The organism is Sphingomonas sp. PWP1-2 (assembly GCF_049898305.1).
Lineage (GTDB): Bacteria > Pseudomonadota > Alphaproteobacteria > Sphingomonadales > Sphingomonadaceae > Sphingomonas > Sphingomonas glacialis.
Window position 1 is genome coordinate 741,473 of the sequence record NZ_JAFCXM010000002.1, and the last position, 15,877, is coordinate 757,349.

The window sequence follows — 15,877 nt, forward strand, 5'->3', positions numbered from 1 at the left end:
ATGCACGTCATCTTCCGCGAAACCCACGGGTTGGAGGAGAGCGCATCGCCGCGCGATCTGGGGCAGGACGCCGCCGATCTCGTGCTCTTGTCGTTTTCCGACAGCGATCTCGGCGCGTTTGCGGCCGGGTGGCGCAGCGCCGTGGCGGATGCGGGCGATGCCGCGCTGCCGAGCGTACGGCTCGCCAATCTCGCCGAGCTGACGCATCCGCTGTCGGTGGATACCTATGTCGAACGCACCTTAACGGGTGCGAAGGGTATCCTGATCCGGCTGATCGGCGGGGCGGCCTATTGGTCGTATGGCCTGCAGCAGGTCGCGGCGCTGGCGCGGCGCGAGGGGATCGCGCTGGCGGTGATCCCCGCCGACGGGCGCCGCGACGAACGGCTCGAGGCCGCCTCGACGGTGCCGGTCTCGACGCTGCATCGGATCGCGCAGCTGTGCGATATCGGCGGCGCGGCGGCGGCGCAGGCGGCGCTTGCGCAGTTCGCGCTGGCGTCAGGCTGCTATGTCCGGCCGGTCCACGGCGCACGCGCGATCGCGCCGGTCGGGGGGTGGCAGGCGGGGCGCGGAATCGTCTGCCCCGCAGCGTTCGCGCTCACTGCAACGCGGCCGCGGATCCTGATCGTCTTCTACCGATCGTATCTCACCGCCGCCGATCTCGACCCGATCGCCGCGCTGCAAGCTGGGTTCGAGGCGCGCGGCTGCGACGTGTTCGCGCTGTTCGCGCCGTCGCTCAAGGACCCGGAAGCAAGCGGCTGGCTGCGGCGCTGGGTCGCGAGCCTCGCGCCTGCCGCGATCATCAACGCGACCGCGTTCTCAGCGCGCGATGACACCGGCACCACGCCGCTCGATGGGGCGGGCGTGCCGGTGTTTCAGGTTGCGCTCGCGACATCGGATCGCGCGGCCTGGGCAGGCGCGCAGCGCGGGCTGTCGCCGGTTGATCTGGCGATGCATGTCGTACTGCCCGAAGTCGACGGTCGCCTGTTCGCAGGCGTCGCGAGCTTCAAGGACGACGCGCCGTTCGATCCCGACCTTCAGTTCGCCCGCCGCGAACATCGCGCCGATCCCGCACGGGTCGCTGCCATCGTCGCACGGGTGCTCGGCTGGATCTCGCTCGCGCGCACCCCGGCGGCGGAGCGGCGGCTGGCGATCGTCGTCTCGACCTATCCGGGCAAGACGCACCAGATGGCGCATGCGGTCGGCCTCGACGCGGTAGCCTCGGTCGCGGCGATGCTGGAGGATCTGGCTAGGGCCGGCTATACCACCGGACTCGGCCCCGCCGATCTGCCAGGCCTGCTCGCGACGCAGAGGCTCGACTGGCCGGTCGCGGACTATCGTGCGGCATTGCTCGGGCTACCGGCGACGTTGCGCGAGGATCTCTTCGCCGCGTGGGGCGAGCCGGAGGGCGACCCTACCGTCAGCGAAGGCCAGTTTCGTTTTGCCGCCTATGCCAGCGGCGAGAGCATCGTCGCGCTGCAACCCGAACGCGGGCGTGCCGCCTCGCGCACGGAAGAATATCATGACCTGTCGCGCTGCCCGCGTCACGGGTACGTCGCCTTCTACCTCTGGCTCCAGGCGCGGAGCACGTACGCGCTGGTCCATGTCGGCGCGCACGGCACGCTCGAATGGCTGCCGGGCAAGGCGGTTGCGCTGTCGGACACCTGCTGGCCCGAGGCGCTGACCGGCGCGCTGCCCGTGATCTACCCGTTCATCGTGAACGATCCAGGCGAAGCGGCACAGGCCAAGCGCCGCATCGGCGCGGTGACGATCGGGCATGTTCCCCCGCCGCTCGCGCGCAGCGGAGGCGGCGCGGGGCTCGGTCGGCTCGAGGGGTTGCTCGACGAATTCTCCAACGCCGACGGGCTCGATCCGCCGCGACGTGCGCGGCTGCGCGGCGACATCCGCGACGAGGCGCGCGCGCTCGGGCTCGACGGGGTGCTCGGCCTCGACGCGGCGCGCTCCGATGCCGAGGCGATCACCCGGATCGACACCTTCGTCTGCGACGTCAAGGACAGCCAGTTCGGCGACGGGCTGCACGTCTTCGGCCGCGAGCACCAAGGTGCGGCGGAGCGCGACGGACTGCTCGCCGCGCTCGACGGGCGCCGCGTGGCGGCGGGGCCATCGGGCTCGCCGTGGCGCGGACGAAGCGACGTCCTGCCGACCGGACGCAACCTTTATACGACCGATCCGCGCGCGGTGCCGTCGCGCTCGGCGCATGCGCAGGGCGTGCGGCTCGCTGACGAACTGATCCGCCGCCACTTGCAGGATCAGGGCGACTATCCGCGCGCGCTCGTCGTCGACCTGTGGGGATCGGCGACGATGCGCACCGCGGGCGAGGAGTTCGCGATGGCGCTCCATCTGCTCGGCGCAGAGCCGGTGTGGGACATGGGGTCGGAGCGCATAACCGGGGTCGAAATCCTGCCGCTGCTGTTGCTCGACCGGCCGCGGATCGACGTGACGCTCCGCATATCCGGCCTGTTCCGCGATGCTTTCCCGACGCTGTGCGTTATGTTCGGCCAGGCGGTGCGCGCGATTGCCGCGCGCGACGAGCCCGCCGATCGCAACCCGTTCGTGGGCGCACCGGCCGCTTCGCGCGTGTTCGGTCCCGCGCCCGGTCGTTATGGCGTCGGCCTGGGCGACAGCGTCGACACCTACACGCCCGAGGCGCGCCGATCGGCTGGCGAAGCGTGGCTCGCCGCTTCGTCGCACGCCTTCGATGGCGAGGCCGAACGCGCGGATTCCGCTGGCATCCGCGCGCGGGTCGCTGCGGCCGATCTGTTCGTCCATCTCCAGGACCTGCCCGAAACCGACCTGCTGCTCGCCGCCGATTATGCCGCGCACGAAGCCGGCTTCGCCGCCGCGCAGGCGGTGACGGGCGGGAATGCGGCGGCCTATCACCTCGATGCGACCGATCCCGATCGCCCGCGCGCGCGGCCGCTTCCCGAAGAGATCGCCCGCGTCGTCCGCGCGCGTGCCGCGCATCCGGGCTGGATCGCCGGGATGATGCGCCACGGCTATCGCGGTGCAGCCGAGATCGCGGCGACGCTCGATCATCTCGGCAGCTTTGCGCATCTCGCGGGCGCGGTGACGCCCGAATCGTTCGACCTCTATTTCGACGCGACGCTGGCGCGCGACGATGTTCGTGCGTTCATCGCGGAGGCCAACCCGGGCGCGCTCGCGGCGATGGAGGCGCGCTTTGCGGCGTTGCACGCGGCGGGGCTGTGGCAGACGCGGCGCAATTCGATCCTCGCGCAACTGGACGGCGCGGCATGAGCGCGGTGCGTGGCTGGTGCCCGACCGCGTGGCGGCCGATGGCGGCGGGCGACGGCCTGCTGGTGCGCGTGCGGCCGCGGCTCGGGCGGCTCGATTGTGACCAGATACTCGGCCTGTGCGCGGCGGCGGTGCGGTATGGCAACGGCCAGATCGACGTGACCAACCGGGCGAATTTGCAGATCCGCGGGGCTACCGACTCCAGTTGGGAAGCGCTTGTCGCCGCGCTGGTGGACCTGGCTTTGGTCGATCCCGATCCACAGCGCGAAGCCCGCCGGGCGATCCTCGTCGCGCCCAACTGGCAGACAGGCGACGACACGTATCGCATCGCGACCGAACTCGAAGCGCGCCTCGCAGAACTTCCCGAGTTGCCGGGCAAGGTCGGCTTCGCAATCGACGCTGGTGCCACACCGATCCTGACGACCGCGCCCGCCGACTTTCGCATCGAACGCGCCGCCACAGGCCGTCTGATCCTGCGAGCGGAAGGCCGCGAGACTGGCGTTGCGATCGCGCTCGGCAAAGAAGTCGATGCGCTGATCGCGCTCGCCCAGTGGTTCGTCGCCACCGGCGGCGCAGAGGCCGGTCGGATGGCGCGCCATACCGCACCGCTCCCCGACTGGGCCGCTGGCGGCGATCATCCCGCCCCACCCGCAGCGCCGCTCGCCCCCGGCCGCCATCCGCTCGGGGCCGGGCAGCCGCTTCCGTTCGGCCGAATCGATGCCGACACCTTTATCGCGATGCTCGCCACCTTCCCCGCCAGCGCCGTCCGCACCACCCCGTGGCGCCTCCTGCTGATCGAAGGCGCAACCCACGTCCCCGCCCGCGACCCGCTCGCCGCGACCGACGCCTGTGTCGGCGCACCCGCCTGCCCGCAAGCCAGCGTCGCGACGCGTGACCTCGCCGCCCGGCTCGCCCCGTTCGTCGCCGGGCATCTCCACGTCTCGGGGTGCGCCAGGGGCTGCGCGCGCGCGGCCCCCGCCGCCGTCGTGCTGACCGGGCGTGACGGGCGCTACGACCTCGCGTTCGACGCCCGCGCCGGGGCGCCGCCGACGCGCGCGGGCCTCGACGTGCGCCAGATTCTCGACCATTTCGGAGCCGCCTGATGCCGCATGTCTATGAGACCGATGGCGCCGCAATCTATCGCCAGTCGTTCGCCACGATCCGCGCCGAAGCCGCGCTGTCGCGCTTCGACCGCGACGAGGAGCCGGTCGCGGTGCGGATGATCCACGCCGCCGGACTAGTCGAGCTCGCAGCCCACATCCGCTTCTCGCCTGGCTTCGCCAGCGTCGCGCGAGCAGCCCTACAAGCCGGCGCGCCGATCCTGTGCGACGCGCGCATGGTGACCGAAGGGATCACCCGCGCCCGCCTCCCCGCCGACAATCCCGTCATCTGTACGCTCCACGCGCCCGAGACGCCCGAGCTTGCCCGCGCGATGGGCAACACGCGCTCGGCCGCCGCGCTCGAACTGTGGCGCCCGCATCTCGCCGGCGCGCTGGTCGCGATCGGCAACGCGCCGACCGCCTTGTTCCATCTGCTCAACATGCTCGAAGACCCGACGTGCCCGCGCCCCGCCGCGATCATCGGCTGTCCGGTCGGCTTTGTCGGCGCGATGGAGTCGAAGGCGGCATTATGGGCGGAACAGCCGGTGCCGTGCGTCATCGTCGAGGGGCGGATGGGCGGCAGCGCGATCACCGTCGCCGCGATCAACGCGCTGGCGAGCCGCGCCGAATGACCTGCGGCACCATCCACGGCGTCGGCCTCGGCCCCGGCGCGCAGGATCTGATGAGCGTACGCGCCGATCGGCTGGTGCGCCAGGCGCGCCATATCGCCTTCTTCCGCAAGGCCGGACGCCCCGGCCATGCGCGCTGCATCGTCGAGGGGATCCTGCGCGACGACGCGGTCGAATTCGCGATGGAATATCCCGTCACCACCGAGATCCCGCTCGCCGACCCGCGCTACAACGCTCAGCTGAGCGGCTTCTATGCCGAGTGCGCCGGACGCCTCGCGACGCTGGCGCAGGGCGGCGCGGATGTCGTCGTGCTGTGCGAGGGCGATCCGTTCTTTTACGGGTCGTTCATGCACCTCCACAGCCGCCTGACCGGACTCGTGCCCGTCCAGGTCGTCCCCGGCATCACCGGCATGTCGGGCGCGTGGACCGCGAGCGCGAGTCCGATCACCTGGGGCGACGACGTGCTGACCGTGCTGACCGCGACGATGCCCGAGGCCGAGCTCGCGCGCCGGATCCGCGATACCGACGCGCTGGTGGTGATGAAGATCGGCCGCCACCTCGGCAAATTGCGTCGCGCGGTCGCCGCTGCGGGACGCGAGGATGCCGCCTGGTTGGTCGAACATGCCGCAATGCCCGACCAGCGCATCACGCGGCTGGTCGATGCGGGCGCGGTCGCCCCCTATTTCGCGATCCTGCTGATCCACGGGCAAGGGCGTCGGCCGTGACCGGCTGGCTCGCCATCGCCGGGCTCGGGCCCGGCGACGCGGCGCTGGTGACGCCCGAGGTGAGCGCGGCGCTCGCCGCGGCGACCGATGTGATCGGCTACATCCCCTATGTCGCGCGCGTTGCGCCGCGCGACGGGCTGACGCTGCATCCGTCGGACAATCGCGTCGAGCTCGAGCGCGCGCGGCACGCGCTCGAGCTCGCGCTCGCCGGGCATCGCGTCGTCGTCGTGTCGTCGGGCGATCCCGGCGTGTTCGCGATGGCGGCGGCGGTGTTCGAGGCGATCGAGCAGGGCGCGCCCGAATGGCGGACGCTCGATGTCCGGGTGCTTCCCGGGATCACCGCAATGCTCGCCGCCGCCGCGCGCGCCGGGGCGCCGTTGGGCCACGATTTCTGCGCGATCAACCTCTCGGACAATCTCAAGCCGCAGGCGATCATCGATCACCGCGTGCGGCTCGCGGCGGAGGCCGATTTCGCGATCGCCTTCTACAATCCCCGCTCGAAGGCGCGGCCCGACGGGTTGGTTTCGGCGCTGGCGATCCTTCGCGAGACCTGTGCCGACGCGCGCCCGGTGCTCTTCGCGCGCGCCGTCTCGACGCCCGACGAGCAGCTCGAGGTCGTCGCGCTGCCAGAGGCTCGCGCGGAGATGGCCGACATGCGCACGGTGGTCATCGTCGGCTCGAGCCGCACGCGCATGATCCCCGGAACGCGCTTCCTCTACACGCCGCGGTCGGCGGCATGATCGATCCAGGCCAGCACCGCGGCGAAGTCATGGACCTCGGTCCGTTGGGGCAAGGGCGGGCGATCGATCATCACGACCGGCACGCCCAGGCTGCGCGCGGCGATCAGCTTCGCCTGCGCGCCGGTGCCGCCGGCATCCTTGCAGACGATCAGATCGATCGCGTTCTCCCGCAGCAGCGCGACATCGCCAGCGAGCGTGAACGGCCCGCGATCCACCACCAGGCCGTAATCGGGCAACCCAACGGGCTCGGACGGGGTATCGACGAAGCGGAGCAAGTAGCGATGCTGCGGTTGCGCCGCGAAGGCCGCGACATGCATCCGCCCCAGCGCAAGCATCACGTTTCGGGGTGGACCTGCAAGGGCAGCGACCGCCGCGGGAATATCGGCGACGCGGATCCAGCGGTCGCCATCCTCTTCGACCCAACCGGGACGGCTCAGCGCGATATGCGGAACGCCCGCTTGCGCCGCTCCAGTGACCGCGTTCGCGCTCATCTGCGCGGCGAAGGGGTGCGTCGCATCCACCAGATGCGTGACCCGAGCTTCGCGCAGCCACGCCACCAACCCAGCAACCCCGCCAAAACCGCCGACCCGCACCGCCACCGGTTGCGGCTTCGGGCTGGCGACGCGCCCGGCATAGCTCAGCGTCGCGGGCACGCCGCGTTCGGCGAGCGCGGTCGCAAGTGCGCTGGCTTCGGTCGTGCCGCCAAGGATCAGGATGTGCGTCATGGCTGAGGGTGTCGGCAATCCGTGGCTGACGATCGTCGGGATCGGTGAGGATGGACCGGCAGGCCTGTCCGCGGCAAGCCGTGATGCGATCGCGCAGGCCGATTGGCTGACGGGGGCGGCGCGGCACCTCGCCTTGCTCGCCGATCCGGGCTGCGAAACGGCATGCTGGCCGGTCCCCTTTGCCGACGGCATCGCGCCGGTGCTGGCGCGGCGTGGGCGCCGGGTGGTGATGCTCGTGTCGGGCGATCCGTTCTGGTTCGGCGCGGGGTCGGTTGTCACGCGGCAGCTGGCGCCGCACGAATGGGTGGCGCACCCTGCCCCGTCGAGCTTTGCGCTCGCCGCCGCGCGGCTCGGCTGGGCGATCGAGGAGACGCAGTGCCTCGGCCTCCACGCCGCGCCATTCCAGCGGCTGCGCCGGCATCTCGCACCCGGCCGCCGCGTGATCGTCACCCTCCGCGATGGCGGAGCGGTCGCCGCGTTGGCGGGCTACCTGACCGGGAGCGGCTTCGGCGAGAGCGCGCTGTGGATCCTCGAGGCGCTCGGCGGTCCGCGCGAGCGCATTCATCAGACCAGCGCAGCTTCAGAAGCGTTCGCCGACATCCAGCATCCGGTCGCTGTCGGCATCGAGGTCGCTGGCGAGGGTGCAGTATTGCCAGGGGCCAGCGGCCGACCCGACGACTGGTTTGCGCATGACGGGCAGATCACCAAGCAACCGATCCGCGCGCTTACCCTCTCGGCGCTCGCTCCGCGTCCGGGGGAATTGCTGTGGGACATCGGCGCCGGATCGGGGTCGATCGCAATCGAATGGCTGCTCTGCGCCGCATCGATGCGCGCGCTGGCGTTCGAAGCCGACCCGTCCCGTGCCGCCCGCGCGCGCGACAATGCCGCCGCGCTCGGCATGGATCGGCTGCGCGTGATCGAGGGTCGCGTGCCCTGTACGCTCGCCGGCGAGCCGATCCCCGACGCGGTCGTGATCGGCGGCGGGCTTTCCGAAGCGTTGCTCGTGTGGCTGTGGCAGCATCTGCCATCGGGTACGCGGCTCGTCGCCAACGCCGTCACGCTCGAATCCGAGGCGCTGCTCTCGCAGTGGCAGCGCGATAAGGGCGGCGACTTGCTGCGGATCGAACTCGCGCGGGCCGCCCCGATCGGCACTCGGCGTGGCTGGCGTTCGAACTATCCCATCGTGCAGTGGAGCGTGACGCTATGATCGTCGCAGGCTTCGGGTATCGCACCGGTGCGCAAGCGGACTCGCTGAGCGCTGCGTTTGACCTGGCGCGCGCCGGACATCCGCCGGTCACCGCGCTCGCGGCGCCATCCGACAAGACTGCGCTGCTCGCCGCGCTCGCCGAAGCGATGGGCATCCCCCTGATAGCCGTTGCACCGCCAGCCTTGCGCGCCACGCCGACCGCGACCCAATCCCCCGCCAGCCTAGCCGCGCGCGGCGCGGGCAGCGTCGCGGAAGCCGCCGCGCTCGCCGCCGCAGGCCCCGGCGCACGCCTGATCGCGCAGCGCCATATCTCCCCCGACCGCATGGCCAGTTGCGCCATCGCCGAAAGATCCGATCCATGACCGTCCATTTCATCGGCGCCGGCCCCGGCGCGCCCGACCTGCTCACGCTGCGCGGGCGTGACCGTATCGCCGGGTCGCCGGTCTGCCTCTATGCCGGGTCGCTCGTCCCGCAGGCGCTGCTCGACCATTGCCCGCCGGGCGCGCGGATCGTGAACACCGCGCCGCTGTCGCTCGACGCGATCGTCGCCGAGATCGCGGCGGCGGATGCGGCGGGCCAGGACGTCGCGCGGCTCCATTCGGGCGATCTGTCGATCTGGTCGGCGATGGGCGAGCAACTCCGCCGCCTGCGTGCGCTCGACATTCCGTTCACGATCACGCCGGGCGTCCCCGCCTTCGCCGCCGCCGCGGCCGCGCTCGAGGCCGAGCTGACGCTGCCCGGCCTGACGCAATCGGTCGTGCTGACGCGCACCCCAGGCCGGGCGAGCACGATGCCGGCGGCCGAACGCCTCACCACTTTCGCCACCACCGGCGCGACGCTCGCGATCCATCTGTCGATCCACGCGCTCGACCGCGTCGTCGCCGACCTCATCCCCGCTTATGGGCCGAACTGCCCGGTCGCGATCGTGTGGCGCGCGAGCTGGCCCGACGAGCGGATCGTCCGCGCGACGCTCGCGACGATCGCACCGGTAGCGGCGGATGGCCCCGAACGCACCGCGCTGATCCTCGTCGGCCCCGTGCTCGCGGCGGACGATTTCATCGAAAGCAGCCTCTACGCTCCCGGTTACGACCGCCGCTTCCGCCCGCAAAGCGCCACCTCGCCCTTCAGTGAGCCCGAGGCATGACCCCCGGCCTGATGATCGCCGCACCCGCCTCGGGCACCGGCAAGACGACGGTGATGCTCGGCCTGCTCCGCGCGCTGCGCGACGAGGGGCTGAGCGTCCAGCCGTTCAAGAGCGGCCCCGACTATATCGATCCCGCCTTTCACCATGCGGCGAGCGGCCGGCGATCGTTCAACCTCGACAGCTGGGCGATGCCCGAGGCGATGCTCCACCGCCTCGCCGCCAGCGCGTGCGACGCCGATCTCGTGCTGGCAGAGGGATCGATGGGGCTGTTCGACGGCGTCGCGGCGGCGGGCGCGACGGGCAACGGCGCCAGCGCCGACATAGCGCGGCGGATGGGATGGCCAGTCGTGCTCGTCATCGACGTGTCGGGCCAGGCGCAATCCGCCGCCGCGACCGCGCTCGGCTTCGCACGCTACGATCCCGATCTGCGGATTGCAGGCGTGATCCTCAACCGCGTGGCGAGCCCGCGCCACGACCGGCTCGCGCGCAGCGGGATGGCGGCGGCAGGCATCCGCGTCTTCGGCGCGCTCCCGCGGCGGAGCGACCTCACGCTCCCCGAACGGCATCTGGGGCTGGTGCAGGCCGGGGAACATGCCAATCTCGACGCGCGCATCGCGCAGTACGCGACCTTCCTGCGCGAGCATGTCGACCTCACCGCACTGCGCGAGTCCGCCACCGCCAAGCCCGACACCACCGCTGAGACCTGGCGTTTCGCACCCCCCGCACAGCGCATCGCGCTCGCACAGGACGCTGCGTTCTCATTTACTTACCCGCATATCCTCGATGCGTGGCGTAACGCGGGCGCGGAGATCCTGCCCTTCTCGCCACTCGCCGACGAGGCGCCCGACGCCAGCGCAGACCTCGTCTGGCTGCCCGGCGGCTACCCCGAGCTCCACGCCGGTCGCCTCGCCGCCGCTTCGACCTTCCACGCCGGCCTCGCCGAGCATGCCCGCACCCGCGCGATCCATGGCGAGTGCGGCGGCTATATGGCACTCGGCGAGGCGCTGATCGATGCCGACGGGACCAGCCACCGGATGGCGGGGCTGCTGGGGCTCGTCACCAGCTATGCGCAGCGCCGGATGCATCTCGGCTATCGCCATGCCACGCTGCTCGCACCGATGGCGGGGCTGCCCGGCGGCACGGCGCTGCGCGGCCACGAATTTCATTATTCGACGATCCTCGATCAGCCCGACGCCGCACTCGCGCATGTCGTCGATGCCGAGGGCACGGCCGTCGCCGAATCCGGATCGTATCGCGGGCGCGTCTCGGGAACCTTCTTCCACCTGATCGCGCCCGCGCAATGACGGGCTTCGTCTCCTTCGTCGGATCGGGCCCGGGCGATCCCGAACTGCTGACGCTCAAAGCCGTCGCGCGGCTGCAGGCGGCCGATGTCGTGCTGTTCGACGATCTCTCGTCGGGTCCGCTGCTTGGCCATATCCGCCCCGGCGCCGAGCTCGTTGCAGTCGGCAAGCGCGCCGGACGCGCCTCGCCGAGCCAGGCGCATGTCTCCCAACTGCTCGTCGATCATGCCGCGACCGGCGCGCGTGTCGTCCGGCTCAAGTCGGGCGACCCGGCAATCTTCGGTCGGCTCGAGGAAGAGATCGTCGCACTTCGCGCCGCGGGGATCGCGTTCGAGATCGTCCCCGGCGTCACCTCCGCCTCGGCTGCTGCCGCCGCGGCGGCGATCCCGCTGACGCGGCGGCTCAGCGCGCGGCGGGTGCAGTTCGTCACCGGGCACGACATCACCGGCGGCCTGCCCGGCGCGTTGAACATGGCCGCTCTCGCCGATGCCGAGGCGACCACGGTGATCTTCATGCCCAAACGCACCTTCGCCGCGCTCGTCGCGCGCCTCGTCGAGCACGGCCTGCCGCCGACCACCCCCGCCCTGCTCGCGGAAAATGTCGGGCATCCCGATCAGCGGCTGCTCCGCTCGACGATCGCAGCGCTGGCGGAGAGCCTCGCTACCGACATCGGCACCGCGCCGGCGCTGATCCTCTATGGCCCGCTGATGGAGGAGGATGCGCCGTGATCGAGCTCGATCTGATCGGCATCGGCACGGGCAATCCCGATCACCTTACCCGCCAGGCCGAGGCGGCGATGAACGCCGCCGACCTGATCCTGCTGCCGCGCAAGGGCGACGCCAAGTCGGACCTGATCGACCTGCGCCGCACGCTCTGCGCCACCGCGCTGACGCAGCCGGTGCGGATCGTCGAGTTCGACCTGCCGGTCCGCGCTGCCACAGGCGCGTATCTCGCCGCGGTGGGCGATTGGCACGATGCGATCGCCGCGACCTGGACGGCGCAGATCGCTGAGCACCTGCCGCAGGGCGGTCGGCTCGCGTTGCTCGTCTGGGGCGATCCCTCGCTCTACGACAGCACGCTGCGCATCGCCGAGCGGCTGCGCGCCGGCGGCATGGCGCTGCGCGTCCGGGTCATCCCCGGCATCACCAGCCTGCAGGCGCTGACCGCCGCGCATGCGATCCCGCTCAACACGCTCGGCGCGCCCGTTGTCATCACCACGGGTCGACGGCTGCGCGAGCATGGCTGGCCCGAGGCGGCCGACAGCGTCGCGGTGATGCTCGACGGCGATTGCTGCTTCACCACGCTGGCGCAGGAGGGTGTCGCGATCTGGTGGGGCGCCTATCTCGGCATGCCGCACGAGGCGCTGATCGCCGGCTCGCTTGGCGACGTCGCCGACGGGATCGTGGAGCGCCGCGCGGCGTTGCGCGCCGAGCATGGCTGGATCATGGACATCTACCTGCTGCGCCGGACAGCACTGCCATGACGCCACCGGTCTTCGACGCCGCGTTCGTCGCGCGCCTGGACGACCTGTTCCGCTGGCGGCGCGACGTCCGGCATTTCGATACGCGGCCGATCCCCGAACGCGATCTGCACGACCTGCTCGCCACGGTCGCCCTGGCGCCGTCGGTCGGCAATGCGCAGCCCTGGCGGATCATCCGCATCCGTTCACCGGCGTTGCGCGACCGTCTTGCCGAGCATGTCGATACGGCCAGCCACGCCGCGGCCGATCGCCTCGTCGATCCGGCGCGCCGCGCGCACTATTCCACGCTGAAGCTCCACGGCCTGCGCGAGGCCCCCGAGATCCTGGCGGTGTTCAACGCGCTCGATCCGCTGGCCGGCCACGGCCTTGGCCGCGCGACGATCGCCGAGACGTTGCGCGACTCCACCGTCACCGCGATCCATACGCTCTGGCTCGCGGCGCACGCGCGCGGCTACGGTCTCGGCTGGGTGTCGATTCTCGACGCCGACGTGGTCACAGTGCTGCTCGACGTGCCGGCGACTTGGTCGTTCGTCGCCCTGCTGTGCCTCGGCACGCCGCTCGCCCCCTCGGATATTCCCGAACTCGAGCGCCGCGACTGGCAGGCGCGCGAACCGCTCGCCGATCGGCTGTTCGAACGCTGACACCGCTGCGCGCTTGCCCGGGAGCGATCGTTTCGATACGCCATCAACCGAGGCGAGCGGTCGTGAAGATAGCCCGTCTCGTGACTACGCTGGTGTCCCGCAAGGGACTTAAAAGGGAACGCGGTGAGGGGGTTACCCCGAAGCCGAGGCTGTCCCTGCAACTGTAAGCGGCGAGCGCGCTGCACATCGCTCCAGGTCCATCGGACGGGGGCAGCCACTGGGACGGACACGCTTGCGTGATCGGCCTGGGAAGGCCGTGCAGCGTGGCGGTGACCCGTGAGCCAGGAGACCTGCCGGCGTGGGTCGCTCTTGCCTTGGTCCAGGGGATGGCCGCGGCACGGTGAAGTCCGTCGAGCGACGAAGGTGCGGGGGGCCGCACGAGCAGGCGTGCCGGTCGCGATGGCGTCCGGGCGGCACGACTGTCGCCGTCGATACGGAAGGCCCGCCGGTTTCGTCCGACGCCGGGGGACGTTTCATGCGATTTCGATCGTTCTGCGCCGATCGGGTACCGGCCGCGCATCACTCCAGCGCGCAGCGGGCGGCCCGATGACCGGGCTCCAGCCAAGCCGCAAACGGCGTTTGCGGGCGCGCATCATCGCGCTGTTCGCGCTGCTTCTCGCGGCGAATATCGGCGCGTGGATCTGGGCCGGCAGCTTGTTCCACGCCGCCCCTGCCATGCTCGGCACCGCGCTGCTCGCCTGGACGCTGGGGCTGCGCCACGCGGTCGATGCCGATCACATCGCCGCGATCGACAACGTCACGCGCAAGCTGATGCAGGACGGCACTCGGCCGATCAGCGTCGGCCTGTGGTTCGCGATCGGGCACAGCGCGGTGATCCTGATCGCCTCGGTCGCGATCGCCGCCACCGCCAACGCGCTCGCGCAATTCGAGACGCTCAAGGCCGCGGGGAGCGTCATCGCGACGATCTTCTCCGCCGGCTTCCTCTTCGCGATCGCGGCGATCAACCTCGTCATCCTGCGCTCGGTCTGGAAGACCTTCCGCCACGTCCGCGATGGCGGCAGCTACGACGCCGACGATCTCGACGTGCTGCTCGCCGGCAAGGGGCCCCTCTCGCGCCTGTTCCGGCCGTTGTTCCGCTTGATAACGCGGCCGTGGCACATGGCGCCGCTCGGTTTCCTCTTCGGCCTCGGCTTCGATACCGCCACCGAAGTGGCTATCCTCGGGCTCTCGACCGCGCAGGCGGCGCACGGCTTCTCGTTTGCCGCGGTGCTGGTGTTCCCGGCGCTGTTCGCGGTCGGGATGGCACTGGTCGATACCGCTGACGCCATCCTCATGCTCGGCGCCTATGAATGGGCGTTCGTCCGGCCGATCCGCAAACTGTACTATAACGTGACGATCACTGCGGTCTCGGCGCTGGTCGCGGTGATGATCGGCGGGATCGAGACCGCCGCCTTGCTCGCCGACAAGCTCAACCTGTCGGGCGGGGTGTGGGACGTGGCGACCGGGCTCGGCAGCCACCTCAATCTGCTCGGCTTCTGGATCATCGGCCTGTTCGCGAGCGCCTGGATCGTCAGCTTCCTAATCTATCGCTGGATGCGCTTCGACGAGATCGCGGTCTACGAGCCGCCCCCCGCGCTCGCCCCGTAGCAAGGCTTCAAGCGGCCTTGCGCGGGGCCGCCTCAGCCTCCGCCATCCAGTGCGGGATATGCTGTGCGGCGAGCATCGCCTCGGGTGCGATCCGGTCGGCGACGACCGCAAAGCGATCGCCATCGACGAGCACTTCGGGCACCAGCGCGCGGCAATTGTAGGTCGACGCCATCGTCGCGCCATACGCCCCGGCGGTGCGAAACACGGCGAGGTCGCCCGCCGCCACCGCATCGATCTCGCGCCCCATCGCGAAGGTGTCACCACTTTCGCAGACCGGGCCGGCAATGTTGGCGGTCATCCGCTGCCCGCTCGGCCGGACCGCTACAAAGTCGTGGAACGCGTCATAGAGCGCAGGCCGCGCAAGATCGTTCATCGCAGCGTCGACGATGACATAGGGGTCGACTGCGCCCGGCTTCACCCACAGCACTTCGGTCAGCAGCACGCCCGCGTCGCCGGCGATGAAGCGGCCAGGCTCGAACAGCAGCGTCACATCCCAGTCGCGCGTCACGCGCGCCACCATCGCGCCGTACGCCGCCGGGCTCGGCATTTGCTCGCCCGGCCGGTATGACAAGCCAAGACCTCCCCCGAGATCGACGTGCGTGATCGTGTGCCCCGCCGCGCGCAGCCGCGCCACAAGCTCGCCGACGCGCGCGTAAGCGGCTTCGAGCGGCGCAAGATCCGACAACTGGCTGCCGATATGGATCGCGATCCCGCGCAAATCGAGCCCGTCGCACCCGGCGAGACGCGCATAGATCGCCGCCGCATCGTCCAGCGCGACACCGAACTTGTTCTGCTTGCGGCCGGTCGAGATCTTCGCGTGGGTGCCCGCGTCGACATCGGGGTTCACACGCAGCACTGCGGAGGCGCGCACGCCGCGCGCTGCCGCCATCGCGGCGAGGACCACGCCTTCCTCTTCGAGCTCGAGGTTGAACTGCCCGATCCCGGCGTCGAGCGCGGCGGCGAGTTCGCGGAGGGATTTCCCCACCCCCGAAAAGACGATGCTCTCAGCTGGCATTCCTGCGGCGCGTGCATGCAGCATCTCGCCCGCCGAAACGATATCGGCGCCATAGCCTTCCGCGGCGAGCAGCTTTAGCACCGCAAGGTTGGGATTGGCCTTCACCGCAAAGGCAAGCTGCTTGCGCGGCACGGACGCCAGCCCGGCGCGGAACGCGCGCGCGGAGGTGCGGAGCGCGGCGGTCGAATAGACATAGGCCGGGGTGCCGACCGCGGCGGCGATCGCCGGCAGCGCGACGTCCTCGACATGGAGGACGCCGTCGCGACAGTCGAAAGGAAGAGGCATGGCAGTC

Annotated in this window: 15 protein-coding genes and 1 riboswitch; of the genes, 13 read left to right on the plus strand and 2 right to left on the minus strand. The window is 70.9% G+C overall.

Going from position 1 to position 15,877, the window contains the following annotated elements; genetic code table 11:
* From cobN to cobJ, 5 genes are read left to right on the plus strand one after another with little or no spacing between them, the layout of a single operon-like run.
* Positions 1–3,273: a cobaltochelatase subunit CobN gene (cobN, locus tag ACP7C5_RS08250; RefSeq protein ID WP_426263862.1), complete on the plus strand. Its 3,273-nt coding sequence runs from the start codon at positions 1–3 to the stop codon at positions 3,271–3,273.
* Positions 3,270–4,373, plus strand: a complete 1,104-nt coding sequence (locus ACP7C5_RS08255) for a cobalamin biosynthesis protein CobG (protein WP_426263863.1) — start codon at positions 3,270–3,272, stop codon at positions 4,371–4,373. Before cobN ends, ACP7C5_RS08255 begins: the two co-directional genes overlap by 4 nt.
* Complete coding sequence (locus ACP7C5_RS08260) at positions 4,373–5,002, plus strand: precorrin-8X methylmutase (protein ID WP_426263864.1); 630 nt, start codon at positions 4,373–4,375, stop codon at positions 5,000–5,002. The genes ACP7C5_RS08255 and ACP7C5_RS08260 overlap by 1 nt, the downstream gene beginning before the upstream one ends.
* Positions 4,999–5,724 carry a precorrin-2 C(20)-methyltransferase gene (cobI, locus tag ACP7C5_RS08265; protein WP_426263865.1) on the plus strand — a complete coding sequence of 242 codons (726 nt, stop codon included), beginning with the start codon at positions 4,999–5,001 and terminating at the stop codon, positions 5,722–5,724. Before ACP7C5_RS08260 ends, cobI begins: the two co-directional genes overlap by 4 nt.
* Positions 5,721–6,464 (plus strand): precorrin-3B C(17)-methyltransferase, encoded by a 744-nt coding sequence (gene cobJ / locus ACP7C5_RS08270; RefSeq protein WP_426263866.1) that lies wholly within the window; start codon positions 5,721–5,723, stop codon positions 6,462–6,464. The genes cobI and cobJ overlap by 4 nt, the downstream gene beginning before the upstream one ends.
* Here the strand turns inward: cobJ and ACP7C5_RS08275 are convergent.
* Positions 6,440–7,189: a cobalt-precorrin-6A reductase gene (locus ACP7C5_RS08275; protein WP_426263867.1), complete on the minus strand. Its 750-nt coding sequence runs from the start codon at positions 7,187–7,189 to the stop codon at positions 6,440–6,442. The two genes, cobJ and ACP7C5_RS08275, sit on opposite strands and share 25 nt — an antisense overlap.
* Between ACP7C5_RS08275 and cbiE the strand changes: the two genes are divergently transcribed.
* The 8 genes from cbiE to ACP7C5_RS08315 all read left to right on the plus strand — a co-directional run bounded on the left by cbiE (position 7,188) and on the right by ACP7C5_RS08315 (position 14,570).
* The gene (gene cbiE, locus ACP7C5_RS08280; RefSeq protein WP_426263868.1) at positions 7,188–8,396 is read left to right on the plus strand and encodes a precorrin-6y C5,15-methyltransferase (decarboxylating) subunit CbiE; all 1,209 of its coding nucleotides are present in this window, start codon (positions 7,188–7,190) and stop codon (positions 8,394–8,396) included. The two genes, ACP7C5_RS08275 and cbiE, sit on opposite strands and share 2 nt — an antisense overlap.
* Positions 8,393–8,758, plus strand: a complete 366-nt coding sequence (locus ACP7C5_RS08285) for a cobalamin biosynthesis protein (RefSeq protein ID WP_426263869.1) — start codon at positions 8,393–8,395, stop codon at positions 8,756–8,758. The genes cbiE and ACP7C5_RS08285 overlap by 4 nt, the downstream gene beginning before the upstream one ends.
* A complete protein-coding gene (gene cobM / locus ACP7C5_RS08290; protein WP_426263870.1) occupies positions 8,755–9,540 on the plus strand; it encodes a precorrin-4 C(11)-methyltransferase in 786 nt (261 codons plus the stop codon). The genes ACP7C5_RS08285 and cobM overlap by 4 nt, the downstream gene beginning before the upstream one ends.
* A complete protein-coding gene (locus ACP7C5_RS08295) occupies positions 9,537–10,844 on the plus strand; it encodes a cobyrinate a,c-diamide synthase (RefSeq protein WP_426263871.1) in 1,308 nt (435 codons plus the stop codon). The genes cobM and ACP7C5_RS08295 overlap by 4 nt, the downstream gene beginning before the upstream one ends.
* On the plus strand, positions 10,841–11,569 hold the full coding sequence (gene cobA / locus ACP7C5_RS08300) for a uroporphyrinogen-III C-methyltransferase (protein ID WP_426263872.1): 729 nt from the start codon (positions 10,841–10,843) through the stop codon (positions 11,567–11,569). The genes ACP7C5_RS08295 and cobA overlap by 4 nt, the downstream gene beginning before the upstream one ends.
* Positions 11,566–12,324 carry a precorrin-6A synthase (deacetylating) gene (cobF, locus tag ACP7C5_RS08305; protein WP_426263873.1) on the plus strand — a complete coding sequence of 253 codons (759 nt, stop codon included), beginning with the start codon at positions 11,566–11,568 and terminating at the stop codon, positions 12,322–12,324. The genes cobA and cobF overlap by 4 nt, the downstream gene beginning before the upstream one ends.
* Positions 12,321–12,962 (plus strand): 5,6-dimethylbenzimidazole synthase, encoded by a 642-nt coding sequence (gene bluB, locus ACP7C5_RS08310; protein WP_426263874.1) that lies wholly within the window; start codon positions 12,321–12,323, stop codon positions 12,960–12,962. The genes cobF and bluB overlap by 4 nt, the downstream gene beginning before the upstream one ends.
* A gap of 73 nt (positions 12,963–13,035) precedes the next feature.
* A riboswitch (cobalamin riboswitch) is annotated at positions 13,036–13,274 on the plus strand.
* Positions 13,275–13,508: 234 nt separating this feature from the next.
* Positions 13,509–14,570 carry a HoxN/HupN/NixA family nickel/cobalt transporter gene (locus tag ACP7C5_RS08315; protein ID WP_426263875.1) on the plus strand — a complete coding sequence of 354 codons (1,062 nt, stop codon included), beginning with the start codon at positions 13,509–13,511 and terminating at the stop codon, positions 14,568–14,570.
* Between the two features lie 7 nt (positions 14,571–14,577).
* Here the strand turns inward: ACP7C5_RS08315 and lysA are convergent, their stop codons facing one another.
* A complete protein-coding gene (lysA, locus tag ACP7C5_RS08320) occupies positions 14,578–15,870 on the minus strand; it encodes a diaminopimelate decarboxylase (RefSeq protein WP_426263876.1) in 1,293 nt (430 codons plus the stop codon).
* Positions 15,871–15,877: the final 7 nt, after the last annotated feature.